25 protein-coding genes and 1 pseudogene are annotated in these 23,671 nt (G+C 55.4%); 15 read left to right on the top strand and 11 right to left on the bottom strand.

All coding sequences use genetic code 11. The annotated features are described in order from the left end of the window. The first annotated feature begins 42 nt into the window (after positions 1-42). The 4 genes and pseudogenes from WCS52_14460 (at position 43) to WCS52_14445 (ending at position 3,560) form a co-directional block, all read left to right on the top strand. Positions 43-1,005 carry a Gfo/Idh/MocA family oxidoreductase gene (locus WCS52_14460; GenBank protein ID MEI6168381.1) on the top strand — a complete coding sequence of 321 codons (963 nt, stop codon included), beginning with the start codon at positions 43-45 and terminating at the stop codon, positions 1,003-1,005. A 113-nt stretch (positions 1,006-1,118) separates the two neighbouring features. Beyond that, positions 1,119-1,907 carry an SDR family oxidoreductase gene (locus WCS52_14455; GenBank protein MEI6168380.1) on the top strand — a complete coding sequence of 263 codons (789 nt, stop codon included), beginning with the start codon at positions 1,119-1,121 and terminating at the stop codon, positions 1,905-1,907. A 130-nt stretch (positions 1,908-2,037) separates the two neighbouring features. Continuing rightward, the gene (locus tag WCS52_14450; protein MEI6168379.1) at positions 2,038-2,853 is read left to right on the top strand and encodes an aldolase/citrate lyase family protein; all 816 of its coding nucleotides are present in this window, start codon (positions 2,038-2,040) and stop codon (positions 2,851-2,853) included. 110 nt (positions 2,854-2,963) lie between these two features. Then, a pseudogene (locus tag WCS52_14445) lies at positions 2,964-3,560 on the top strand (YjbE family putative metal transport protein). A gap of 524 nt (positions 3,561-4,084) precedes the next feature. Here WCS52_14445 and WCS52_14440 read toward each other — a convergent pair. The 3 genes from WCS52_14440 to WCS52_14430 all read right to left on the bottom strand — a co-directional run bounded on the left by WCS52_14440 (position 4,085) and on the right by WCS52_14430 (position 6,630). Next, positions 4,085-4,609, bottom strand: coding sequence for a transposase (locus WCS52_14440; GenBank protein MEI6168378.1), 525 nt, complete (start codon positions 4,607-4,609; stop codon positions 4,085-4,087). Positions 4,610-4,702: 93 nt separating this feature from the next. Further along, positions 4,703-5,827: a glycosyltransferase gene (locus WCS52_14435; protein ID MEI6168377.1), complete on the bottom strand. Its 1,125-nt coding sequence runs from the start codon at positions 5,825-5,827 to the stop codon at positions 4,703-4,705. 353 nt (positions 5,828-6,180) lie between these two features. Beyond that, positions 6,181-6,630 (bottom strand): hypothetical protein, encoded by a 450-nt coding sequence (locus WCS52_14430; protein ID MEI6168376.1) that lies wholly within the window; start codon positions 6,628-6,630, stop codon positions 6,181-6,183. A 333-nt stretch (positions 6,631-6,963) separates the two neighbouring features. On the opposite strand from WCS52_14430, the gene WCS52_14425 reads away from it, so the two are divergent. Continuing rightward, positions 6,964-7,515, top strand: a complete 552-nt coding sequence (locus WCS52_14425; GenBank protein ID MEI6168375.1) for an ORF6N domain-containing protein — start codon at positions 6,964-6,966, stop codon at positions 7,513-7,515. Between the two features lie 228 nt (positions 7,516-7,743). After that, entirely contained in the window at positions 7,744-8,106 is a 363-nt protein-coding gene (locus tag WCS52_14420) for an endonuclease domain-containing protein (GenBank protein ID MEI6168374.1), read from the top strand. Positions 8,107-8,410: 304 nt separating this feature from the next. Here WCS52_14420 and phoU read toward each other — a convergent pair whose 3' ends face one another. The 7 genes from phoU to WCS52_14385 all read right to left on the bottom strand — a co-directional run bounded on the left by phoU (position 8,411) and on the right by WCS52_14385 (position 14,749). Further along, positions 8,411-9,085: a phosphate signaling complex protein PhoU gene (phoU, locus tag WCS52_14415; GenBank protein MEI6168373.1), complete on the bottom strand. Its 675-nt coding sequence runs from the start codon at positions 9,083-9,085 to the stop codon at positions 8,411-8,413. A 340-nt stretch (positions 9,086-9,425) separates the two neighbouring features. Further along, positions 9,426-10,190: a phosphate ABC transporter ATP-binding protein PstB gene (gene pstB / locus WCS52_14410; GenBank protein ID MEI6168372.1), complete on the bottom strand. Its 765-nt coding sequence runs from the start codon at positions 10,188-10,190 to the stop codon at positions 9,426-9,428. A 192-nt stretch (positions 10,191-10,382) separates the two neighbouring features. Next, positions 10,383-11,165, bottom strand: a complete 783-nt coding sequence (gene pstB / locus WCS52_14405) for a phosphate ABC transporter ATP-binding protein PstB (GenBank protein ID MEI6168371.1) — start codon at positions 11,163-11,165, stop codon at positions 10,383-10,385. After that, entirely contained in the window at positions 11,150-11,497 is a 348-nt protein-coding gene (locus tag WCS52_14400) for a hypothetical protein (GenBank protein ID MEI6168370.1), read from the bottom strand. Before WCS52_14400 ends, pstB (WCS52_14405) begins: the two co-directional genes overlap by 16 nt. Beyond that, positions 11,494-12,333: a phosphate ABC transporter permease PstA gene (pstA, locus tag WCS52_14395; protein ID MEI6168369.1), complete on the bottom strand. Its 840-nt coding sequence runs from the start codon at positions 12,331-12,333 to the stop codon at positions 11,494-11,496. The genes WCS52_14400 and pstA overlap by 4 nt, the downstream gene beginning before the upstream one ends. Before the next feature lie 424 nt (positions 12,334-12,757). Then, the gene (gene pstC, locus WCS52_14390) at positions 12,758-13,615 is read right to left on the bottom strand and encodes a phosphate ABC transporter permease subunit PstC (GenBank protein MEI6168368.1); all 858 of its coding nucleotides are present in this window, start codon (positions 13,613-13,615) and stop codon (positions 12,758-12,760) included. A 330-nt stretch (positions 13,616-13,945) separates the two neighbouring features. Then, positions 13,946-14,749, bottom strand: coding sequence for a phosphate ABC transporter substrate-binding protein (locus WCS52_14385; protein ID MEI6168367.1), 804 nt, complete (start codon positions 14,747-14,749; stop codon positions 13,946-13,948). Positions 14,750-15,384: 635 nt separating this feature from the next. Here WCS52_14385 and WCS52_14380 point away from each other — a divergent pair. The 8 genes from WCS52_14380 to WCS52_14345 all read left to right on the top strand — a co-directional run bounded on the left by WCS52_14380 (position 15,385) and on the right by WCS52_14345 (position 21,999). Next, entirely contained in the window at positions 15,385-15,840 is a 456-nt protein-coding gene (locus WCS52_14380) for a hypothetical protein (GenBank protein MEI6168366.1), read from the top strand. 1,015 nt (positions 15,841-16,855) lie between these two features. Next, the gene (locus tag WCS52_14375) at positions 16,856-17,077 is read left to right on the top strand and encodes an AbrB/MazE/SpoVT family DNA-binding domain-containing protein (GenBank protein MEI6168365.1); all 222 of its coding nucleotides are present in this window, start codon (positions 16,856-16,858) and stop codon (positions 17,075-17,077) included. Positions 17,078-17,304: 227 nt separating this feature from the next. After that, a complete protein-coding gene (locus tag WCS52_14370) occupies positions 17,305-17,787 on the top strand; it encodes a hypothetical protein (protein ID MEI6168364.1) in 483 nt (160 codons plus the stop codon). 4 nt (positions 17,788-17,791) lie between these two features. Continuing rightward, complete coding sequence (locus tag WCS52_14365) at positions 17,792-18,112, top strand: hypothetical protein (GenBank protein ID MEI6168363.1); 321 nt, start codon at positions 17,792-17,794, stop codon at positions 18,110-18,112. After that, positions 18,109-19,575: an IS21 family transposase gene (gene istA, locus WCS52_14360; protein ID MEI6168362.1), complete on the top strand. Its 1,467-nt coding sequence runs from the start codon at positions 18,109-18,111 to the stop codon at positions 19,573-19,575. The genes WCS52_14365 and istA overlap by 4 nt, the downstream gene beginning before the upstream one ends. Beyond that, a complete protein-coding gene (istB, locus tag WCS52_14355; protein MEI6168361.1) occupies positions 19,572-20,303 on the top strand; it encodes an IS21-like element helper ATPase IstB in 732 nt (243 codons plus the stop codon). Before istA ends, istB begins: the two co-directional genes overlap by 4 nt. Then, the gene (locus tag WCS52_14350; protein MEI6168360.1) at positions 20,284-20,751 is read left to right on the top strand and encodes a type II toxin-antitoxin system VapC family toxin; all 468 of its coding nucleotides are present in this window, start codon (positions 20,284-20,286) and stop codon (positions 20,749-20,751) included. Before istB ends, WCS52_14350 begins: the two co-directional genes overlap by 20 nt. 744 nt (positions 20,752-21,495) lie before the next feature. Beyond that, complete coding sequence (locus tag WCS52_14345) at positions 21,496-21,999, top strand: hypothetical protein (protein ID MEI6168359.1); 504 nt, start codon at positions 21,496-21,498, stop codon at positions 21,997-21,999. A 168-nt stretch (positions 22,000-22,167) separates the two neighbouring features. On the opposite strand, the gene WCS52_14340 is transcribed toward WCS52_14345, so the two are convergent. After that, positions 22,168-22,542, bottom strand: coding sequence for a four helix bundle protein (locus WCS52_14340; GenBank protein MEI6168358.1), 375 nt, complete (start codon positions 22,540-22,542; stop codon positions 22,168-22,170). A gap of 194 nt (positions 22,543-22,736) precedes the next feature. Here WCS52_14340 and WCS52_14335 point away from each other — a divergent pair. Then, positions 22,737-23,671 (top strand): leucine-rich repeat domain-containing protein (locus WCS52_14335; GenBank protein ID MEI6168357.1); only part of this gene is annotated, 935 nt, incomplete at its 3' end.

Below are 23,671 nucleotides of genomic sequence, written 5' to 3'. Positions count from 1 at the left end.
CACATACTAATCGTGGTTGAAAGAGGCAAGGAGAGGGCCATTATGAGTCTTGTTACAAATCCGGATCACATTCGCCTGGGCATCATCGGCATGACAGAAGGCAACGGTCATCCGTTCAGCTGGAGCGCCATGTTTAATGGCTATGACCGCAGTGCCATGATGGCGGAATGTCCGTTTGCCGGGATTCCGGTTTATTTGAACAAGGAGCCTTCGGAGACGCTGCGGATCACGGGGGCCACGGTGACGCACATCTATTGTGACCAGCGACCGGATGCGGAGAAAGTGGCGAAGTGTTCCCTCATCCCGCAGGTAGTTGATAAACCTGAAGATTTTATCGGGAAAGTGGACGCGGTGATTATTGCCACCGATATCGGCAGTGAACACGTCAGGCGGGCCCGGCCGTTTGTTGAAGCCGGGCTGCCGGTATTCATCGACAAGCCGCTGTGTGATAATCAGAAAGATCTGGGCCTCTTCCGGAAATGGATTGTTGATGAAGCTAAGCCGGTGATGTCCTCCAGTTGCATGCGGTACGCCAAGGAATTCGCGCCTTACCACCGGCGCACGCAGGAATTGGGGCAGCTCCGGTTTGTGTCCATGCCGATGGCTAAGAAATGGGAGACCTATGGCATCCATGCGCTGGAGTCGATCTATCCGATTGTCGGGCCCGGGTTTGAGACGATTCAGAACCTGGGGACGGCGGAACGGAATGTGGTCCATATGACGCACCGGCGCGGGATAGATATCGTGATCGGTTGTATCAAGGACATCCAGTATGGCGGTGCCCTGAACCTGGGCGGAACGGCGGGGAACATCACGCTTACGTCCCAGGATACGTTTTATGCGTTTAAAGCCCAGTTACAGGCGTTTGTCGACTTCCTCCGTTCCGGGAAATACCCCTTCCCGTTCAGTGAAACCGATGAACTGATGAGATTGGTGATCGGCGGCATTGAAAGCCGGGAAGCTGGCGGCAAGGTGGTCGAGATTGGGCGCGGAAAGGATTTTTGACAGAATGAACAGAATGCACAGAATGGTAAGTAATCTGTGGACTCATTTTGTGTATTTTGTTCATTTTGTCTGAATATTTTTGTTTTGCTATGCCAGTTTAGGAGAATACACCGATGAATGTACTTGAGAGTTTTTCGCTGAAGGGGAAAGTGGCGCTGTTGACCGGGGGTGCCGGTAAATACGGGCGGCAGATCGTGGCCGCCCTCGCCGAGGCCGGCGCTGAAACCTATATTGCCTCCCGCAATCTGGAGGCGCTGGAGAAGGTCGCTTCCGAGGAGCGCGCCAGGGGCTATACGGTCACGGCGCTTCCATTGGACTTGGAAAACGAAGAGTCGATTTTCAAGCTCCATGCCGAAATCATGAAGCGCAGCGGGAGAATGGATGTGCTGATCAATAACGCGGTTATCCGCTCCGCGATGAATGGCTGGGACTATCCCTTGGCGGATTTCGATCGCAGTTTGCATATCAATGCCTCCGCCCTGTTTGTCATCACCCGTCTTTTCGCTGAAGAGATGAAGAAGCAGCAAAGCGGCTCGATCATCAATATCGGGTCGATGATGGGCATGGTCGGCATTGAAATGGCGAATTATGAGGGGACGGACATGAATCCCAATCCCTCCCCCATCTATTTTTATGAAAAAGGGGGAATGATCAATTTCACACGCTGGGCGGCCAGCATGCTGGGCACCTATAAGGTCCGGGTGAATTGTGTGTCACCGGGCGGGTATTGGGAGGCCTCCCAGCCTGAGAAATTTGTAAGGAATTACAGCGCCAGAACGCAGCTGGGAAGAATGGCGAATGATACCGATTTGAAGGGGATTGTTGTCTACCTGGCGTCTGATGCCTCCGTGTATCTGACGGGTGCCAATATTCCTGTGGATGGCGGTTACACCGCGAAGTGAGGAAGCCGCCCTGAAAGGGCTGAATGCTTCAGCCAGGGTTTCACCCTTGGCTGTGGAGGTTCTCCCCTTCAGGGAGAAAAAATGCAAATCAACTTTTGCAAGTAAGGTAGCGCTAACGAAAGGAAATAATATGAGTACTCTTAAGATGCGTCCTAGTAAGGTGTTGAAGAAGCTCCGGGCTGGAGAAGTGGTTAATTGTTTCAAGCTTAATCTGGCGGATGCGCGCGCCATGGAAATTGCGGCCTTGGCGGGCTTCGACTGCCTCTGGCCGGACATGGAGCATGTGCCCAATGATTACTCCGTGATTGAGAAGGGGGTCTGGGCGGCCAAGTGCCATGATGTGGATGTAATGGTCCGCGTCCCGCGCGGCAGTTACAGTGACTATATCCGGCCGCTGGAGATGGATGCGTCCGGCATCATGGTGCCGCACATCATGGGGTTGGCGGATGCAAAGGCCGTGGTGCGGATGACCCGGTTTCATCCGATCGGCCTGCGTCCTGTGGATGGCGGTAATGCCGATGGTGCCTATTGTGGCATTGAGTTTACGGAGTATTTGAAGCAGGCCAATGAGCAACGATTTCTGGTGGTCCAGATCGAAGACCCGGAACCGCTGGCGGAGTTGGAGGCCATCGCGGCCTTGCCGGGCATTGATATGCTGTTCTTCGGGCCGGGTGACTTCAGTCAGAGTATCGGGGCCCCCGGTGTCTGGGATCATCCCCGGCTGCTGGAAACACGTCGCAGGGTGGCCGAGGTGGCGCGGGCGCATGGCAAGTTTGCCGGCACCGTCGGGTCCACGGCCAACATGAATGAATTGATTGCGATGGGGTACCAGTTCCTGAATCTGGGGGCTGACGTGGTCGGGTTGTCGCAATACTGCAACGCGATCATGGCTGAATGCGACAAGCGCCCGGCGGCTGAGGTCAAAAGTATTTATGGTGGGAAATAGTGGAGTTTTTAGCTGGAAGAGCCTGATATCTTTCGCCCTTGATCGATTAGCGCGATTAATCGCGATCCGCTCCTTGACAAAATACCAGGTCTGGCTTAAGAGCTCCCTCCATGATTGAAACTATAAGTGCCTCGATTACCTCGTTATTCACGGTCGCCGGGCTGTTGGCCCTGTTGAATGTCATTCTGATTGATATTGTCCTGAGCGGGGACAACGCCATTGTCATTGGCATGGCCACCAAGGACCTGCACGGTAAAGAACGCAAGCGGGCCATTGTCATCGGGATTGTCCTCGCCACGATCTTGCGGATCATTTTTGCGTCCACGGTGGTGTATCTGCTGCGGATTGTCGGGATCAAGTTCGCCGGTGGCCTGCTGCTGCTCTATGTGGTATGGAAGTTCTATCGCGAGCTGAGGCGCGGGGGTGCGGACGGGGAGGAGGCCGGAGGCGCCGGCAAAAAGGAGGTCCGGACGCTGAAGAGTGCGGTCTGGCTGATCCTGATCGCGGATGTGTCGATGAGTCTGGACAATGTGCTGGCGGTATCGGGGGCCTCGCGTGAGAATTTCCTGGTGCTGGGCATTGGCCTGGTCTTTTCGATTATCCTGATGGCCATTGCCTCGAACTACATCGCCTCCAAGCTTGAACGATATCCGCAGGTCCAGTGGGCGGGGCTGCTGGTCATCCTGTTTGTGGCCATTGAGATGATGTTGTCCGGGACGCATGAGCTTGAGGAGAAGGTCTTCCGCATCAATCTGCTGCCGGTGGTCATGTTTATGCTGGCCCTGGGCGGGTTTGCGTTGCATACCCGTTATATCAAGCCGGCGGCACAGGAGCGGCTGGCGGCCTGGGCCGCACAGAACTGGCGCAGCCTGATTCTCGCCAATCTGGTGGTGGTCCTGGCGCTGATCTTCTTCGGCGGCGTCATTCATGCCTTCATGCTGAATCATCCCGCCATCCGCTGGTTCGCCTGTGCCCTCATCCTCTTCATCATCATCGAGGTCGTCGCGACGTTGAGGCGGAAATAGTTATCAGTTATGGGTTATTAGTTATTCGAGGAGGAATCCCCTAATGTGGGAGGCGCGCTCCGCCGCGGCGACGCTTATCATAAACGGCGGCCTTTTCGGACCTGTCGCGGCACGGAGTGCCCCTCCCACATTGAGCTCCCGCTCTCCAATATCCACTAACATTCTTTCTCTTTAATGTGGGAGGCGCGCTCCGCCGCGGCGACTCTTCAGTCTTCCTTGTCGAATTGTACAGGCCAGTCCAGAGGGACGATGTGTTTGTACTTCGGATGTGCGGATGACCATTGCCACTCAGCGGCTGAACTGGTCCATTCTTTCCTTACAGGGTTATTCTCAATATAATTCCGCACAAACTGAAACTGGCGGGATGTTCGGATCCGCGTCTCATGAAATCCATCCTGCCACGCTGCGCCACCTTCTTGGAGCGCGACCCGGGTTTGTCGGCTGATCCAATGACATGCTTTCCGCATGAACATGACGACATCATCCCCTCCAACCGTATGAAACATCAAGTGCCAGTGATCAGGCATGACGACAAAGGCGGCGACGGGAAGTTTGTCTTGATTGGCATACCAAACGAAAGCATCTGCAATTTTTTCTGCAACACCTGCTACAAGAAGTGGGCGACGGGGCTCAAGACATTTTGTAACAAACCAACACCCGCTTCGGCCATAACTTCGATAGCCACGCAAGCTGGACGAGTGGGCTGGGCTCGCAGATTGATCGCCAGTCATTGTTATATCCTCAATAGGCCAGTCGCGGCACGGAGTGCCCCTCCCACATTGAAATCCCGAATTTGGGCACCAATAACCAATAACAACTAACCATTAACCTCGCCCCAATAGGGCGAGGAACTCCTCTTTCACCGGCCTTGCCCGCAGTGTCTCCATTCGCCGCTTCTGCGACTCGAGAATCGTCTGCCGGAAAGAAGCATCGAAACAGGCCATTCCAAAGAGCTCGGCCAGTTCTTCAGTCCGCAAATCATCGAACAGGACGCCGGCGTCGCCCATCGCCTCCGGGGTCCCGCCTGTATGGCGCGCAAGCACCGGTACGCCCTTGTCCATGGCTTCGAGCAGGGGCAGACAGTAGCCCTCATGCCGGCTGGTGGTGACAAACAGGTCCGCCACCTGGTAGTAGGCATTCAGCCCCGCGGGCGAGGCGAACCGTTCGAAAAAGACGGTGTCCAGGCCCAGTTCCGCCGCATACATTTTGAGCATGGCGTAGTAGGTCGGTGCACTCCGGTCGGACCCCACGATCAGCAGGCGGCTCTGGGTCTCGATATTCTTGTGGAACCAGGCAAAGGCGGTGATCAGCTCCTCGATACATTTGTTCGGGGCGATGCGTCCGACAAAGAGAATGTTCTTCATGGGGACGGCAAACTTGGCCAGAACGGATGGATCCGGCGGAAGGGCCGGCTCGTCCGGCCTGAACAACAGCGGGAACACTTTCGCTTGTGCGAAGCCAAGGGCCGTGAGCTCCGCGGCATTATAGGCCGAGTCCGCCCAGATGGCGTCAGCTTGGCCGAGAATGGCCTTCAGTTCCTGCCGGGCCTCGGTCAGGTGCCGGGCCACCGTTGCGTCAAAGGGCGCGAAGAATTCGGGAGGAGTGATGTTGTGATAGATCACGATTTTCCGGGCTAACGAAGAGTCGCCGCGACGTAGCGCGCCTCCCACATTAGGGGAATGATCTGTAATGTGGGGGGCGAGGAAGGCCGCGGTGGCCGGGGAGGTGATGGAGTAGTGGAAGAGCACTGTGTCGTCCGGTCCGGGGTGAAATGCTTCCAGGGGACGGCAGCTTTCAGTCGCATCGGCGGCAATGCGGTTGGCGGGGGCGTAGATCTCGGAGGCCAATCCGGCCTCGCGGCAGATCGCCCGCAAGGCCAGCGCCTCATGGGAAATAGCATCCCCCGCGGCAAATCCGGCAACCAGTTGATGTAAGGCAGTAGGCTTCATATATTCCTCAAAAAGAAGAAGACTTCACCACTAATTTAAGAAATGAAGGAAATCCGAAAAGTCCAATATGTTTTGCGATTTGTCATGGCTGGTATGGGCATTCTGTAGAAAACTATTTTCCCGGATTTGTCGCCAGCCACGAAAAATCGCAAAACGTTTTTCCCCGGACATTTAAGATGCGCGGATTCAGGACGTTCGGCTCATTAATTTGATTCACGGAAAACCGTTTCGGCATTTTTCCCGGCGTGTATTCCACGCCGGAAAAAATGCCGAAACATTTCTTTTCGCGTTCTTCGCGGCTTCGCGTGAAATCTCTTTTCTCATTATTTCTTCATTTCTTAAATTAGCCTGCCCTACGTAGTCCCGCTCGTGCGGGACGAAGGAGGGTGGTGAAGTCTTTCCTTCTCCAGCTCCCGGATCCGCTGCTCGAGGGCTTCGATCCGTTGGGTGAAAGCTGCATTCTGGAAATCCTGGGCGCTGATGACCAGTTCGTTGATGGCGTTCTGCTGGGTGGCCATCCGGTCGTGTTGGTAGCGCAGGAGTTTCCAGAGGACCGTCTTCAGGCGTTTCATGAGACTCCCCGCCAGTCCGGGTTTGCCGGGGGTGGGGAAGGGCTCGGTAGAGAGGGCATACCGCAACCGCATCAGTTTGCTGAAGCGCTCCAGATACTCGGTATGGTCGCGGGAGTTCGAGAGCGAGAGCGCGGAATCCGCCGCAGACCAGGGCGACAACGCCCCCTGATGGCGTCCCGCCCGACGGGTCAGTTCCCGCCCGATCTCCGCCGTCTCATCTTTTCCAGCCACCACAATTTGCATGAATTCAAGGTGTCAGGTTCACTCCGCCAAGTCAAGCGGTTCGGGAACCCCTCACCCTGGCCCTCCATGGCCGCCGTAGCCTAGCGGCATAGGCGGCTCCCCCCCCTACTTCGTCCCGATGTACGGGACTACGAAGGGCATGGAGGGGCGAGGGAATGGGAATCTTCTCCCTCTCCCTTGAGGGGAGAGGGTGGGGGTGAGGGTGTGTCTTCTCCCTCTCCCTTGAGGGGAGAGGGTTGGGGTGAGGGTGTCTCCTCAGTTCTCCTAGTTATCTTAAACTAACCTATTGATAAACAAGTACTAAGCAAGTATAGTCCGCGCATGAACCAAGTCGTTAAATTGGAAAATCTGCAAGATCGAATCATTGAGATCAGAGGGCAACGAGTTCTGCTTGATTGCGATGTGGCCGAGCTTTATGGGGTTGAGACCCGGGATATCAATAAGGCGGTCACCAACAATCAGGAAAAGTTCCCTGAAGGGTATATCTTTGAGCTGACACGGCATGAAAAAGAGGGACTGGTGGAAAATTTACACCGGTTCGGGAGGCTCAAACACTCAACGGTTAATCCCAAGGCATTTCCCGAGAAGGGGCTCTACATGTTGGCCACCATTCTCAAGAGTCGTAAAGCATTGCAGGCGACGCTGGCCATCATCGAGACGTTCATACAAATCCGGCAACTATCGAGAAATATCCGGGATCTGAGGAGGGTCCAAGACAAAACGGCCCAGAAGGCACTCATGCAGCAAAGCGGGGAATTGGTTGCGGGTATTTTTGATGACGAGCTAAAGACCAGTGACACCGAGACCTCTATTGAGTTGAATTTTGCCGTCCTAAAGTTCAAGCACATGATCAAAAGGAAGAAAGGGACTTGAGGGTAGTGGTGAGGGCATCTGCTCCCTCTCCCTTCAGGGGAGAGGGTTGGGGTGAGGGTGTGTCTGCTCCCTCTCCCTTCAGGGGAGAGGGTTGGGGTGAGGGTGTCTTCTCCTGATGATAGGGCGAAAGGCTGGATTATTTGCGATTATGATCCGGAAACCCCTCACCCTAGCCCTCTCCCCCAGGGGGCGAGGGAATTGAGGGGGTTGGGGTGTAGAAGGTAACTCGTGCAAACTAAAAATAAAGACCTCGCCCGTGCCATGCGCCATCAATTAACGTGGGCCGAGAAAGCTTTGTGGCGCCAGCTCCGAAACCGAAAACTGGAAGGTTTGAAGTTCAGGCGCCAACAACCGCTCGGTTCCTACATTTTGGATTATTATTGCGCTGAGAAAGGTCTCGTCGTTGAACTTGATGGTGGCCAGCATGATTTCCCAGAAGAACGGGACTATGATTTGAGAAGGACGCAGTTCTTGAGAAATGAAGGGCTGGAGGTTATTCGGTTTTGGAATAGTCAGATAAGGGAAAATCTACCGTGGGTTCTTGAGTTGATTCGGCAGAAGGCGGGGGTATCCGGAAACCCCTCACCCTAGCCCTCCATGGCCGCCGTAGCCTAGCGGCATAGGCGGCTCCCCCCCCTACTTCGTCCCGATGTACGGGACTACGAAGGGCATGAAGGGGCGAGGGAATGGGAATCTTCTCCCTCTCCCTTCAGGGGAGAGGGTGGGGGTGAGGGTGTGTCTTCACCCTCTCCCTTCAGGGGAGAGGGTGGGGGTGAGGGTGTGTCTTCTCCCTCTCCCTTCAGGGGAGAGGGTGGGGGTGAGGGTGTGTCTTCTCCCTCTCCCTTCAGGGGAGAGGGTGGGGGTGAGGGTGTATCCTCAGGGGCGAGGGTGGGGATCAGACGTGATGCGCTTTGCTGTCGGCATGATGGCGGACGTCCCGGCCTTCGACGACGAAGATGGTGACCTCGGCGATGTTGGTGGCATGGTCGCCAATCCGCTCCAGATAGCGGGAGACTAACAGCAGGTCCAGGGCCCGTGCCACGGACGAGGAGTCCCGCGCCATGAACTCCGTCATTTCCAGGGTAATCGTGTCTTTTAAATCATCCAGCCGGTCATCCCGCAGCAGGACCTCCCGGGCCAGGTCGACGTTCCGGTTCACAAAGGCGTGGAGGCTGTCGCGTACCATCCCCTGGGCAATGAGGGCCATCTCGGGAATGATCCGGAACGGTTTCAAGGGCGGTTCCTTGAGCAGATGCTCGGCCTTCTGGACAATGTTCACGGCCTCATCGGCCAGGCGCTCCAGTTCGGCATTGGTCTTGGCCGCTCCCATGATGAACCGGAGATCGCCCGCCGCCGGCTGATGCAAGGCGATCAGGGTGAGGCAGGTCTCGTCGATCTCGATCTGCAGGTGATTGACCTGCTCCTCACGTTGCCACACCGGCGCCATCAACGCGGCATTGCGGTCAACGACCGCCTTGACCGCATCGGCAATCATCACCTCGGACATCGCGCTCATTTTAATGAGCTGATGCTTCAACGCCTGTAAACTTTCGTCAAAATGCCGTTCCATGATGCACTGGTCCTTTCTATGGACACTCTTTATTTAAAAATACTAACAAAATTGAGTACTTCACCACTAATTTAAGAAATTGAATAAATCCGAAAGAAAAAAGATAATGTTGCGGCATTTTTGTTCGGGAGTACCCGAACCAAAAATCCCGCAACGGGTTTTTGGTAATCTATAAAATGAGCATGCCTCGTTAGAGGTCGAACCTTGTATTTCCCACCCCTGTTTTTCCCCGGATAGCCGTTTTCGATTTTTATGGCTGGCGCACACGCCAGATATAAAAATCGAAAAACATTATGCCAAGTCTGAATTTCTTTCATTTCCCAAATTAGTGGTGAAGTCTTCACCCATACCGTCCGCTCACGTAATCCTGGGTCCGTTTATCCTGCGGGCTGGTGAAAATACCGGCCGTTGGACCGAATTCTATCATTTCGCCCAGCAGCATGTAACCGGAATAGTCGGAGATCCGGGCCGCCTGCTGCATATTGTGCGTGACGATCACAATCGTATAATTGGCCTTGAGGTCGAGCATCAGCTCCTCGATCCGCCCGGTGGACATCGGGTCCAGGGCCGAGCAGGGTTCGTCCATCAGGATCACCTCGGGCTCCACCGCCAGCAACCGCGCCACACAGAGCCGCTGTTGCTGGTCCAGGGGGAGCTCCAGGGCGGACTGTTCCAGCTTGTCCTTCAGGTTCTCCCACAAGGCGGCCGCCTTGAGGCTGCGCTCCACAATCTCGTCGACCTGGTGCCGGTCAGTCATGCCGGCCACTTTCAGTCCAAAGGCGACATTGTCATAGATGGACAGGGGAAAGGGATTCGGCCGCTGAAAGACCATTCCCACGCGTTTGCGCAGGGCACAGACGTCCATACCGGAGTCGTAGATGTTTTTACCGTCCAACCGGATGGAGCCGGTGACGCGTACGCTGGGGATGAGATCGTTCATCCGGTTCAAGGTGCGCAGCAGGGTAGATTTGCCGCAGCCCGAGGGGCCGATCAGTGCCGTGATATGGTGCCGCCTGACCTCCATGGGCACGCTCTTGAGCGCCTGGAACTCCCCGTAGAAGAGATTCAGATCCTTGACCGTTATAACCATGTCGTGTGAGTTCATAAGAAAATCAGTATTCAGTTCCCAGTATTCAAAAATAAAATCATGATCACTCTATTGTCTCCCTGCCCACCCTGGCCTCTCAGGTGGCGTTCGACGTCCCGGCGAACGATTCTCTTGCGTCCATCCTGCCAATCAGCCGCCGAGACGTCGGCTGCCACCTGTGCTTCGCGCTCACTCTGTCACTGCCCACTGTCATCCAAACCTCCCTGTCACATAATCGTTGGTTCGGGTGTCGTGCGGGACGGTGAAGATCTGCTCGGTATTGCCATACTCCACCATCTCGCCGGTCAGGAAGAAGGCGGTCTCATCGGCCACCCGCGCTGCCTGCTTGGTATTATTGGTCACCAGGATGATGGTGTAGCGCGCCTTCAGGATCGTCAGCGCCTCCTCGATCTTGGCGGTGGAGATGGGGTCCAGCCCGGAACAGGGCTCATCCAGCAGGATCACTTCCATCTCCTCCATCGCGAGCACACGGGCGAGGCACAACCGCTGCTGCTGGCCCCCTGATAACCGGAGGCCCGACATCTGGAGGCGGTCCTTGACCTCATCCCAGATGAACGCGCCCTTGAGGCTGCGCTCGACAATGTCGTTCAGTCGGGTCTTGTCGCGCACGCCCGACAGGCGCGGGCCATAGACGACATTCTCGTAGATGCTCATCGGCAGGGCCACGGGCAGGGCGAAGAGCATGCCGACCCGCTTGCGCAGGGAGACCACATCGAAGGCGGGATGATAGATATCCTGTCCATCCAGGAGCACCCGCCCCTCGACATGCATCTCGGGGACCAGGTCGTTCAGCCGGTTCAAGGCGCGCAGGAAGGTCGTCTTGCCCGCGCCCGAGGGCCCGATGATCCCGAGGATACGGTTGGCCCGGACCTCGAGGCTGATCCCGCGCAAGGCCTCCACTTTGTCATGGAAGACATGGAAGTCCTGGATGGAGAGCTTGATAGGGGGATGCTGGCTCACGTTACCCTCCATACAGGGGCTGCGGGAGAAAAAGAGAAGAGGGACTTCACCACTAATTTAGGAAATGAAAGAGATCCAGGCCAAGAAAATGTTTGGCGATTTTCATGTCTGGCGGGTACGCCAGCCATCAAAAATTGCCAAACGGGTTTCCGGTGCATTTGGGGTAATGAAGATACCCTTGCACCAATAGCTCCGCTCGCATTGCTGGATTCACGAAAACCCGTTTCGCGATTTTTGGTGGCGCGTATTTCGCGCCGGCACAAATCGCGAAACATTTTCGTGGCGTTTGTTTGAATTTCTTTCATTTCCCGAATTAGTGGTGAAGTCTTCTTGTTTCCGTTCATCGGGACCTCCGGGAGATGAAGTGGTGCATCATGCCGTAGGCGGCCAGGTTGACCAACAGCACCGAGATGATCAATACGGCGGCGGTGGCATAGGCCTTTTCGTCCGAGATGCCCTCGCAGGCCAGGATGTAGAAATGCACGGACATCGTGCGGACCGAGTCGAACATCGAGGAGGGCATCCGCAACGAGGAGCCGGCGGTGAAAATCACGGCGGCGGTCTCGCCAATCGACCGGCCGATCGCCAGCATCACCCCGGTGACAATCCCGGGTAGGGCATTGGGCAGCACCACCTTGAGGACCGTCTCCCAGCGGGTGGCGCCCAGCGAGAAGCTCACTTCCCGGTAGGAGTTGGGCACCGACCGGATGGCCTCTTCGGCCGTACGGATGATGGTGGGCAGGACCATGATCGCCAGCGTCAGGCCACCGGAGAGCAGGCACCAGCCCATCTTGAGCATGACGACAAAGAAGATGAAGCCGAACAGGCCGAAGATGATGGAGGGGATGCCGGCGAGGCAGTCGGTGCCAAACCGTAACGCGCGGGTCAGGCGGGTTTCGCGGGTATACTCGCTGAGATAGACCGCGGTGCCCACGCCCAGCGGCAGGGCGATGGCGACCGCCACGAGCGGTAGCAGCACGGTTCCCACCAGGGTGGTGAAGATGCCGCCCGCCCGGCCCATGTCCTTGGGGGCCGAGAACAGGAACTCCGCGTTCACGCCCGGCAGCCCTTTGCTCAGCACAAAGCCGATAATAAAGAGCAGGATCACGACCGTCAGCACCGTGGCGGCCCCAAGGATCGTCACCGCAATCGCCTGCGTCACTTTGGGTGGCACCCTCATGTCCGCCCTCCAAGTTGAGAGGAAGACTTCACCACTGATTTAAGAAATGAAAGAAATTCAGGTTTGGCCGAAGAGAATTCCTTCGAGCAATCTTGAAACACGAAAAATGTTGCGGAATTTGTATCCCGCAATCGCGGGATCAAAAATTCCGCAACGGGTTTCTGGTTAATTCGGGGTATATGAAAAAGTTTTATGTTTTCTTTAATGTCCGGGAAACACCGATTTGCGATTTTTCGGGGCTGGGAGTCATCTGTCAGTCTATCCTGGAAAATACACAGTTCAGCCCTGCCGCGACAAATCGCAAAACATTTTTTATTTCGGGCCTCCCCGGAAGGGTTTTTCAGGATTTCCCGAATTTCTTCAATTAGTGGTGAAGTCCCTCTTTGCTGCGATACGTGTGGGTAATAGGAAGACAGGTAAGTGTTCATTTCTTGCGCACCCGGGTTTTGATGGCGGAGAGGGCGATGGCATTGAGGATCATGATGACCACAAAGAGCACGACACCGGTGGCGAAGAGGGCCTCGCGGGCCAGGCCGGTGGCATTGGCCATCTCCAGCGCGATGTTGGCCGTGAGGGTCCGTACGGGATCGGTGACCGCCTGGGGGATCTTGACGGTATTACCCGCCACCATGATGACGGCCATCGTCTCGCCGAGGGCCCGCCCCATGGCCAGGATGATGCTGGCGATGATGCCCGAGCGGGCGGCCTTGAGGATCACCATATGCACACTCTGCCAGCGGGTCGCCCCGAGCGCCAGCGCCCCCTCGCGGTAGGAATTGGGGACCGCCGCAATCGCATCCGTGGAAATACTGATCACTGTGGGCAGCACCATGATCCCCAGGATGACGGCGGCGGCCAGCACGGAGAGTCCGGGCCCGCCCATGGTGGAGCGGATCATCGGGGCCAGCACCATCACGCCGAGAAACCCGAACACCACCGAGGGGATCCCGGCGAGCAGTTCAATGGTCGGCTTGATCACCCGCATGACCGGCTTGGGGACAAATTCGTTGAGGAAGATGGCGCCGGCGACCCCGAGCGGCGCGCCAATGAGCATGGCCCCCAGGGTCACATAGAGGGAGGCGATGATCATGGGATAGATGCCGAATTTGCCCGCCTGCGGATTCCAGTCGGAGGAGAGCAGGAAGTCCTTGAGCCCCACCTTGAACATGAAGGGCACGCCTTCCTTCAGGATGAACACCGCAATCAGCAGGAGGCTGGCGAGCGCTGAAAACGCCACCAGCATCAAACTGACCTTCACTATCTTTTCACCATTGATATGCATAGGAAGATAAATTCAGAAGTCAGGAGAAGATTTACCACCCGCTTCGCTTGAGGCACGGAGGGGGGTGGGAGAGAGAAGAAAATGTTGCGGCATTTGTGTGCGGCGCGTACACCGCCCAAAAATGCCGCAACACTGCTCCTTGAGAAAGAGGGAGGGGGAGAAGTTTAATTTTGCATAGGTCATAGTTCTCATGCATTCCTCCAAGAAGAGGTTTCGCGATTTTTGGTGGCGCGGATTTACCCTGAGTTTTACGAAGGGTTCCGCGCCACCGAAAATCGCGAAACATTTTTACTCTCTCTAGTATTTCTCCGTTTCTCCGTGGTAAATCTTTTATTTTGCCCGGATCAGGCCATTCTTGTGGATCAATTCCTGACCTTCAGGGGACTGGATATAGTCCAGGAAGGCTTGGCAGGCGGGGGAGGCATCGGGCTTGGTAAGCAGGAAGATGGGGCGGACCAACGTGTAAGCCCCGGACATGATGGCCTCTTCCGTACAGGCGGCGCCATCCACGGTCAGGGCCTTGATCCGTTCGCTGATCAGGCCATGCGACACATAGCCGATGGCATTCGCGTCCTTGGCAACCGTTTCACGGACCGTCCCGTTGGCATTCTGGATAAGGGCATCTTCCGTCAGCTTCATCTTTCCGATAATCTGCTCGAACGAGGAGCGGGTGCCGGAGCCGGCCTCACGCGAAACGACGGCAATGGGATGGTCCGCGCCGCCGACTTGTTTCCAATTGCGGATTTTGCCATTGAAGATGTCGCGCACCTGATCCAGGGAGAGGGCGGCCAGGGGATTGGCCGGATTGACCACAATGGCAATACCGTCCCGTGCCACGATGACGCTTTTGAGGCTGGAGGCTTCCGACGGCAACTTGACCAGGTCAGCCATGCCGATCTGGGCCGTCCCGGACAGGGTGGTCTGGACGCCGAGGGCGGAGCCGCCGCCCTGGATGGTGATGGCCACTTCCGGATGGGAGGTCATGTATTGTTCCGCCAGTTTCTCGGCAAACGGCTGAAAGGCGGTTGAGCCGGCCATGGTAATTCCTTCGCGCCCCTTCCCGCAGCCGGTCAGTAACGTCAATGCTCCCAGCCCGGCCAGTACACAGATCTTTTGCATATGATTAAATGTCATGATGTTGCTCCTGTTTGCCGGACACTCAACCATAGGCCTTTATGTGAAGGCAATTTGTATTGTGTTAGAATTGTGTTAGGGAGAGTAAAGGGTTGCGAGTTGAAAGTTGTAACTTTGAACTCGCAACGTTGAACTCTTAACTTCTCCCTGGGTGGCAGCCGCCGTTACTACTCTTCGAAGTAGCGGACCTTCGCTACGTAGTAGAGTCCCGGCGGCCGATTGGCAGTATGGACGAAAAAGACGTTCGCCGGGACGTCGAACGCCGCCTAAAGCTGGAGTGAAGCAGTCGTCCCCGAGCGTAGCACAGGTGGCAGCCGACGTCTCGGCGGCTGATTGGCGGAATGGGGACGCATGAATCGTTCGACTGGACGTCGAACGCCACCTAAAGTTGGAGTGAAGCAGTCGTCCCCGAGCGCAGCACAGGTGGCAGCCGCCGTCCCGGCGGCTGATTGGGGATGGGGACGTGAGAATCGTTCGCCATTCGACTTCGCTCATGGCAGGTCGGGACGTCGAACGCCACCTTGAGCGTCATCTGGGGGGTTGACTCTCGGCTCTTGCTTGTGTTATTAGTTAACTATATTTAGCTATATTTGTGTAAGTGATGCGGGGTAGTTGCAGTGCAAGCCTGGAAGAATATGAAGGGATCCCTATTTCACAAGATTCCGGGATGGGTGCCACGCGGGGCCGCCTTTCACGTTAGACTTCGTGTTGATCGTGATACCCCGGTGATGTTGTCCGGGTTGCCCCTGGCGCCTTTGATCATGGAAGCGGCTCGTCGTTACCATACTGACAAACGCTGGTGGTTGAACCTGATGGTTGTGATGCCTGATCACATCCATATGATTGCTTGTTTCCCCGGCGAACCAGGGATGAGTGCGACCCTTGCCGGCTGGAAAGCCTTTCTGGCGAGGCAGCACGGGGTAAGATGGCAGCGGAACTACTTTGATCATCGGCTACGTAACGATGATGAGTTTGTGGAGAAGGCACATTACATTCGCATGAACCCGGTTCGAGCCCATTTGTGCAAGGCGCCGGAAGAGTGGAAGTGGGTTGTCTGTCCGAGTGAAGATCAGGTAGCAGCCAACGTATAGGAAGCAGGCGTTTAGGAGCCATGCGTTTAGGTGGCAGCCGACGCCTGCCCGACGTAGCCTTGGCGTAGGCTGGTCCCGGCGGCTGATTGACGGGATGGGGACGCAGGAATCGTTCGCCGGGACGTCGAACGCCACCTAGGAGGCGGGAGGCGCATAGATGGCAGGCGTTTAGGTGGCAGCCGACGTTACTACTCTTTGAAGTAGCGGACCTTCGCTACGTAGTAGAGTCCCTGGCCTGCCGTGAGCGTGTCGAACGGCGGCTGATGGATGGGATAGGAACAAGAATCGTTCGCCATTCGACTTCGCTCATGGCGGGCCAGGGACGCGGCCACCCCTCACGCTTCACAGCCTTAATATGGGCGCATATGACTTCCTTAGGGGTTTCTTAATCGGCTATTTTCGGAGAGGGAAATCTTGACTTGCCGATGATGAAAGATAAAGGCGCGACTGGGTTTGCGTGTGGATTTTTCATTGAGGCAATGGTGCCAACCGGCACCCTTCCAGGTGATAAATGAAGAGTTTTGACAGAATTTATAGAATGCTGCCGCCCGAATCGGTTGCCTCTTATTTTCTATGACTGCGTTTCACGAATTTCACATAGGGCCTGGACTTTGTAAGTGACCCTTATGAGCTCCATATAAAACCCTTGCCCTATGAGAAATTCGTGAAACATTTAGAATTTGAAAAGGAATCCGAGGACGCCGATTATACTCCTCTTCATTCTGTGTATTTTGTTCATTTTGTCGAAATTCCTAACGATGTTTGATAGCAAACATCGGAAAGTTGGCCCGTACGGCTATAGCCAATAGAAAATCCCCCTATAAAGCTGGAAGCGCCCCAGTCAGGCACCAATGCCGCCGTCACGGCGGCTACTACAAAGGGAACCAGGAGTGGAGCGCCTGTAGTAACCGCCGCCTGCGGTGAGCCGGCCGAACCCGTCGAAGGGTGCCGGCGGTAGTGATGCGTGAGGGGTCAAAGATTGACATTTAAAGTAGGAATTCCTACTATTAAAAGCATGAAAACAATTGTGTCGGAAAAGGGGCAGGTGACCATCCCAAAAGCTTTGCGGGATGCCTTGGGCTTGGTGCCTGGAGTGATTCTCCATTTGGGCCTTTCGGGGCAGAAGTTGGTGGGGTACAAGGAAGTGACCCTTGATCCGATCCGCAAGTGGCGGGGGCGGGGGCGGTTGCCCGGCAAGATGCGGACGGATGAGTATCTGGCGAAGGTGCGCGGATGATTACGGCCGTTGATTCATCGGTTCTGCTCGATGTGTTATGTGATGTACCAACGCCAAGTCCATAGCGTAGCTGGGCTGGCGGGACGGAGATGTTGGTGAGTCGGATCTTCGTCGGTTGATTTTCTTCAGTTCTCCCGGTTTCAAATAACCCATTTTCTTCCCCTGGTTGGTTGTTCTTTGCACTGAATTTGGGTGACGTATTTTGAGGCGGCCAAGAAGATGGCCGGATGAAACGTCCCGTTCCGCACAAGTGCCATAACTGCAATATGTTCTTCCTCCCCGATTACCGGAACCGATGGCATCAGGAATACTGTACGGAGAAGGTTTGCCAGCGGGAGAGTCATAGGGCGGCACAGGCGAAACTTCGTACATCGCCGAAAGGGATGATGACCGCGAGGGAAAGGGCGGATGAAGTTGACCGAGTCAGGCAGTGGCGAGCAAGACAGAAGGAATCGCGCGAGCGGGAGGCCGTGTTACGTGATGACTGCCTTGTGGAAGTCGTTGGCACGCAGAATGTTGTCGCCGGGACGGTTGTGTTACGTGATGACTGCCTTGAACAAAATCCACTGATTATCGGCCTGATTGCACATGTTTCCGGAGTGTTACGTGATGACATTGAGCCAGTTCTTAAATCGCTCCACAGTCGAGGACAAATGATTCTTGGGAAAGGCCCAGGGATCGTGTGCGTCAAAACTGAAAAGGAGCGATAAAAAGATGAGGGTTGAGAAACGGGTCTTGTGTGAGGAAGGCGTGAGGCGGGTGCCGGAGCAGTTCAGTTGGGTCGATCACCGGCTGGTGAGGGATGGGTATACCCGGCGGTGCCCTGCGGCGGTATGGGGGCTGTACTTGTTTCTGGTGACGGTGGGTGATGCAGAAGGGCTGTCGTATTATTCGGACCGGAGTTTATGCCGGGAGCTGAACCTGTCGGAAGGGGATTTGGCGGCAAGCCGGAGACGGTTGGTGGAGGAGGAACTCCTGGCGTGGGAAGCGCCGCTTTACCAGGTGTTGAGCGTGCCTGAGAGGAGGCGGGCGTGATCGACTATACGACATATCACCGGATCCACGAGTTGAGCGTGCGGGATAAACTGTTGGCGGGGCAGATCGCCACTGAGGTGTCACTGGATGAGCGCACGGTTCGGTACTGGCTGGATCAGGAGAGTTTCCGTCCACGCGAAGGGATCAGGCGTGAGAGCAAGTTGGATGGGCACAAGAAAGATATTGCGCGGTGGCTGGAGCAGTATCCGCTCTCCGGGATGCAGGTGATGCGCCGGCTTCGGGAGGCGGGGTACACGGGCGGCTACAGCATCCTGAAGGAATACATCCGGCAGATTCGTCCGGCGAAAGTTCAGCCCCACCTGACACTGGGGTTTGCACCGGGAGAGTGTGCGCAAGTTGACTGGGGCAATGCGGGAAGTATCGCCATCGGGAATACCCGGCGGCGTCTGAGCTTCTTCGTGATGGTGCTGTGCTATAGCCGCCGGCTGTACGTGGAGTTCACACTCAGCGAGGCGATGGAGCAGTTCCTGGCCTGCCATCAGAATGCCTTCCGGTTTTTCGGGGGTGTCCCCGCGAAAATCATGTTGGATAATCTGAAGACGGCCGTACTGTCACATCCTTATGGACAGCCTCCGACGTATCATCCGCGCTACGAGGATTTCGCCCGGCATTACGGCTTCGAGCCCCGTGCGTGCGGAGTGCGCAAGCCCAATGAGAAAGGCCGGGTTGAGAATGCGGTGGGCTATGTGAAGAAAAGCTTCCTGGCCGGACTGGAGCTCCACAGCTTGAGCGCAGTGCAGTTGGCGGCAGACCGTTGGCGGGACGAAGTGGCCAACCAGCGGATCCATGCGACGACACGGCAGGCCCCGGATGAGCGGTTCAAGGGGGAGACGTTGCCCCCCCTGCCGAAGTCAGGCCTTTATGATGTGGGCGTACCACGCGAGACAATGACCAACAGCCAGTTCAGGATCGTGTTCGATACCAATCGTTATTCAGTGCCCTCGAAATATGCAGGGAGCCGGGTAAATGTGCGGGTCTACCCCGAGCGGTTGGCCATATATCACAACAACGTGTTGATCGCGTCACCCTTACGCTCCTATGAACGTTATCTGGATGTCCTGGATCCCGATCATGAGAGGGAGCTGATCCAGCAACGACGGGGAGCCCGGGAACAGGCGATGTGGCAACGCTATCTCCAACTCGGGAGCAAGGCCGAGGAGTTCTACCTCCAGATGCAGGAACGGCGTCCTAACGCCAGGATGCATATGCGCAAGATCGTGGGGCTCGCGGAAATCTACGGGGTGGACGCGGTGCGTCTGGCCATGGAGGACGCCTTCGAGTTGCAAGTCTTCAGCAGCGAGTATATCGCCAATATCCTGGAGCAACGCCAACGCTTCAGGCGGCAAGAGCCAGGGGTTCTGCATGTGCCGCGTGCCGGTGATATGCTGGAGCTGGAACTTCCGCCCGCTGATCTATCGATCTATGAAGAAGGTGCCCAATGAAACTTCCCGAACTGCTTACCGATCTGCGACTGGCCTGGTGCGGCGAAAACCATGAGGACCTGGCTGCCGAAGCGGCCCGAAAACAATGGACTCACCACCAGTTCCTTCAGCACCTCATGGAGGGTGAATGGAACCGACTCCACGGCAACCGGGTGGCCCGTCACATCAAGCAAGCCCGTTTCCCGGTCTTGAAAGCACTGGATCAGTTCGACTGGAACTGGCCACGGAAAATCAACCGGCCACAGATCCAGGATCTGTTCCGGCTGGGCTTCCTCAAGGACAAAGGGAATGTGGTGTTCATAGGCGGGGTTGGAACCGGTAAAACCCATCTGGCCACCGCCTTGGCCTGCGAGGCCTGCCAACAGGATCACGCAGTGCTCTATACCTCTGCGGTCGACATCGTCAACACCTTGGTCGGAGCACAGGCTACAGACCGGCTCAAAGCCTGCCTGAAACGCTATACACGCCCGGAAATCCTGCTGATTGATGAGCTCGGATACCTGCCCATCGATAAGCTCGGAGCCGACCTTCTCTTTCAGGTCTTCAGCCTGCGCTATGAGCGAGGATCCACTTTGATAACAACCAACAAAGCGTTCAAGCACTGGCCGGATATCTTTAACGGGGATGTCACGATCACGGCTGCCGTTCTTGATCGCGTGCTTCACCACGCCGAGTCCGTCGTTATTGATGGACCGTCATACCGTATGCGTGAAAGAAAGGTCGAGTAATCATCCCGGTTGCCGGGTTCCGGAGGAATCCCGGCACCCTCAACAACTTCGTCCCGCCACTCCAGCTACAAGTTCGCGCCGCCGCTCATATGATGATGCGGATTATGCCGACACGTCCAGTACGGCCCTATATAAAGCCATGGGTGAGGGGCGCCTGATCCTGTGTGAATGTGTGCTTGCCGAGCTAAGGCCCGCCTTGAGTGAAGCCGATTTACGGTCATTTCTGAAGGAGTGGCGATTGGAATTCATTCCCTCGACGCTTGAATCCGCGCTCTTGGCCGGGAAGCACTTCGAATACTATTTGAAACGGGGTGGCAGGGAAGGGCGGGTCATGCCTGATTTCCTGATCGGCGCGCATGCCCAGATTCATGCCGATCGTTTACTCGCCCGTGATCGTGGCTATTTGCGGGACTATTTTAAGGGGCTGAAGGTAATCATGCCTGCGTAGGGAATAATTCACTGGCGTCCCATATGCCCTGCACCTGACCTGAGGTGGGCGCATATGAGCTCAGTAGGGGTTTTCAGTGCCTCAAATGAAGGCGAAGATAAAAGATTTACCACGGAGACACGGAGACTCAGAGACAGAAAATACAATGTGGCGTTTATTTCGTCCACGGGAATACCGTGGCCAAAATAAACGCCACGGTTTCGTGGAGGAGGAAACAGCCAGAAGGAGGAGAGGTATTGTTTGTTGTCCCATCTCCTCTTTCTCCTGGAATTACTCCCGGAGAGGTGTTTAGCGATTTTTTCAAATGGTGTACTCGCCATTTGGAAAGATCGCTAAACATTTTCTTCTCTTTCTACTTCCGCTCTGTGTCTCCGTGGTAAATCTTTCCCGTTTTGCTGTGGGCCTGTGAATAAGCCCTACTGAAGTCACATGCGCCCACCTGAGGTTTATTCGCTTTCAAAAGCTTGCAATATATTATGGCAAATCGTATCGTTCAAAACATATTGAACGTTCCCGTTTGCCTGCCTCGCATAATGGACGGGGCGACAGCATGTCGAGATCCCGCGCGAAGCATCTTTGTTATTAATGACGCCTAAACCAAATTTCGATTTTAGACAGAATTAACAGAATGTTTAAAATGGGGTTTGAATTCCCTCTCTCTTATCATTCTGTGCCATTATATTTATTCTGTCTGAAAAACCTTCTTGATCCTGTTCATTGCCAACAACTTAACAACTGACAGTAATGAGTCCACTAGACCAGCCCATAATCAGGCGTTTCATCGAGGATGCCGGCAATACCACCCAAGCCCTTGGGGTGGGGCGTGTCGTCGGCCAGATCTTCGCCTACCTCTACTTCAGTGAGGAGGCCCGGACCCTGGACGACATGAAGGAGGCGCTCGGGATCAGCAAAGGGTCCGCCAGCATGGGGGTGCGCCAGCTCGAGCAATGGGGGGCGGTCCAGCGCGTCTGGGTCAAGGGCGACCGCAAGGACTTCTACACGGCCAACGACTACTTCGGCCAGATCATTAAAAACATCATGATTGACGTGATGGGCAAGCGCCTCGACGCCCTCTCCCAATCGCTGGATACGGCAGAGATCGAGTTGCGTAAATCTCCTCCCAATAACAAACAACCCATAACGGATAACTCACCCTTCATTCAGGGAAGGGTGCAGCGCCTGCGCGAATTTCAAGCCAAGGTGAACAGCACCTGGAACAATCCCATTGTGAAGCTGATGCTGAAGTAGATTATAGACCATAGACCATCGACTATAGACCATAGACCAATGAGCTTCCGCTCTATAATTTGTCTATCTGAAAAGTCTATGGTCTATGGTCGAATGTCGAAGGTCTCCTTTATAGTCTCTCTGAAAAGTCTATGGTCGAATGTCTAAGGTCTATCGTCTTTCTAAGGTCTATGGTCGATTGTCTAATGTCTCCCTAGTCACCGCCTTAATTAATCCGGAGAGGACGCGATGGGTTTCGATGGCCGCTGAACTGAGCGGGGCCGCGTTTATCTCGGTGATATAGCCAAGACGGGTGGCCAGATGGATGAAATAATGGGTTTCGCTCAGTGATCCGCGGGAAATGTGGAGAAAGTGCAGATAATCCTTTTTAGACTCACGGGATGAACCTTCGACAATATTTGAGGGAACAGAATAGGCGGCTCGGCGAAGTTGGCTTGTTAGCGCATAAAGCTCATCTTTAGGAAACCCTTTGCTGGCTTCATAAATATTAACAACAAGGTCATCGGCCATTTTCCAGGCGAGGATTTTTGTGTAGTCTCTCATAAAATAGACCATAGATCATTGACTTTAGACCATAGACATTAGACCATCGACCAATGAGCTTCCGCTCTATAATTTGTCTCTCTGAAAAGTCTATAACTAGCATATATCTTTAATTAATAAAGTATAATATATTGCGGAAAATGAATAGACCATCGACCATAGACCATAGACCATCGACCATGAGCTCCAGCGCCATGATTCGTCTCTTTAAGGTCTATGGTCTAATGTCTAAGGTCTATGGTCTTTCTATGGTCTATGGTCTATGGTCTATGGTCTCCCTCCATCCCCTCATCGGGCATGCCGAACTCTTTCCCTTCACCACCAATAGCGGTGCGATGACGGGGTCCAATGGCAGCGGAGTCATCACCGCGCCACCCGTGGAGCCCCCCAAATATGCCTATACGACCAGTGATGGCGCGATTACGCTCACCAAATACCTGGCAGAAGACGGGGTCGTGACCATCCCCGCCACGATCGACGGACTCCCTGTCACGGCCATCGGGGCCGGCGCGTTCCTGAATTGCACCCGGCTGAGCCGCGTGACGATCGGCAACAATGTCGTCAGCATCAGCAGCAATGCCTTTGCGAACTGCTCAGGTCTGTTCAATGTGACCATCGGCGACAGCGTCCTCAGCATCGGCGATTGGGCCTTTCACAGTTGTTCAAGCCTGACCAGCCTGACGATCGGCAAGAACGTTGCCTCCATTGGAGAGGTGGCCTTTGCGCATTGCAAAAGCCTGACCCGGGTGGTCATCCCGGACAGCGTCAGACACCTGGGAATCGGCGCCTTCTCCACCTGTTCCGGGCTGACGAGTGTGACGATCGGCAGCGGTGTCACCCACATTAGCCACTGGGCCTTCAATCACTGCACCGGTCTAACCCGCGTGACGATCCCCGACAGCGTCACTAGCGTCGGCTACAAGGCCTTCCTGGACTGTACCAGTTTGTCCAGCGTATCGATCGGATCCGGTGTCAAAACCATTGGAAATTTTGCCTTCTCAGGTTGCGCCAGCCTGACAAGCGTGACCTATAATGGCGCTATCCCGAAACTCGGCATGTTGGTGTTCTATAATGCCCGCCAGCCATTAGCCAATGCAACAGCATTGGCTAATGGCTGGCGGGAATCTTC

Source organism: bacterium (genome assembly GCA_037128595.1).
Taxonomy (GTDB): Bacteria; Verrucomicrobiota; Kiritimatiellia; order CAIKKV01; family CAITUY01; genus JAABPW01.
The sequence above is the reverse complement of the archived record's forward strand: the minus strand, read 5'-3'. Positions and strand labels throughout refer to the sequence as shown.

Coding starts and splice junctions, on each gene's coding strand:
- pstB (MEI6168371.1), bottom strand. CDS start 11,165: ATGGAGGGTAACGTGAGCCAGCATCCCCCTATCAAGCTCTCCATCCAG.
- WCS52_14345 (MEI6168359.1), top strand. CDS start 21,496: ATGAGTCCACTAGACCAGCCCATAATCAGGCGTTTCATCGAGGATGCC.
- WCS52_14365 (MEI6168363.1), top strand. CDS start 17,792: ATGAGGGTTGAGAAACGGGTCTTGTGTGAGGAAGGCGTGAGGCGGGTG.
- WCS52_14340 (MEI6168358.1), bottom strand. CDS start 22,542: ATGAGAGACTACACAAAAATCCTCGCCTGGAAAATGGCCGATGACCTT.
- WCS52_14400 (MEI6168370.1), bottom strand. CDS start 11,497: ATGAACGGAAACAAGAAGACTTCACCACTAATTCGGGAAATGAAAGAA.
- pstC (MEI6168368.1), bottom strand. CDS start 13,615: ATGCATATCAATGGTGAAAAGATAGTGAAGGTCAGTTTGATGCTGGTG.
- pstB (MEI6168372.1), bottom strand. CDS start 10,190: ATGAACTCACACGACATGGTTATAACGGTCAAGGATCTGAATCTCTTC.
- WCS52_14380 (MEI6168366.1), top strand. CDS start 15,385: ATGAAGGGATCCCTATTTCACAAGATTCCGGGATGGGTGCCACGCGGG.
- WCS52_14440 (MEI6168378.1), bottom strand. CDS start 4,609: ATGACTGGCGATCAATCTGCGAGCCCAGCCCACTCGTCCAGCTTGCGT.
- istB (MEI6168361.1), top strand. CDS start 19,572: ATGAAACTTCCCGAACTGCTTACCGATCTGCGACTGGCCTGGTGCGGC.
- WCS52_14425 (MEI6168375.1), top strand. CDS start 6,964: ATGAACCAAGTCGTTAAATTGGAAAATCTGCAAGATCGAATCATTGAG.
- phoU (MEI6168373.1), bottom strand. CDS start 9,085: ATGGAACGGCATTTTGACGAAAGTTTACAGGCGTTGAAGCATCAGCTC.
- pstA (MEI6168369.1), bottom strand. CDS start 12,333: ATGAGGGTGCCACCCAAAGTGACGCAGGCGATTGCGGTGACGATCCTT.
- WCS52_14450 (MEI6168379.1), top strand. CDS start 2,038: ATGAGTACTCTTAAGATGCGTCCTAGTAAGGTGTTGAAGAAGCTCCGG.
- WCS52_14375 (MEI6168365.1), top strand. CDS start 16,856: ATGAAAACAATTGTGTCGGAAAAGGGGCAGGTGACCATCCCAAAAGCT.
- WCS52_14385 (MEI6168367.1), bottom strand. CDS start 14,749: ATGACATTTAATCATATGCAAAAGATCTGTGTACTGGCCGGGCTGGGA.
- WCS52_14370 (MEI6168364.1), top strand. CDS start 17,305: ATGAAACGTCCCGTTCCGCACAAGTGCCATAACTGCAATATGTTCTTC.
- WCS52_14435 (MEI6168377.1), bottom strand. CDS start 5,827: ATGAAGCCTACTGCCTTACATCAACTGGTTGCCGGATTTGCCGCGGGG.
- WCS52_14455 (MEI6168380.1), top strand. CDS start 1,119: ATGAATGTACTTGAGAGTTTTTCGCTGAAGGGGAAAGTGGCGCTGTTG.
- WCS52_14460 (MEI6168381.1), top strand. CDS start 43: ATGAGTCTTGTTACAAATCCGGATCACATTCGCCTGGGCATCATCGGC.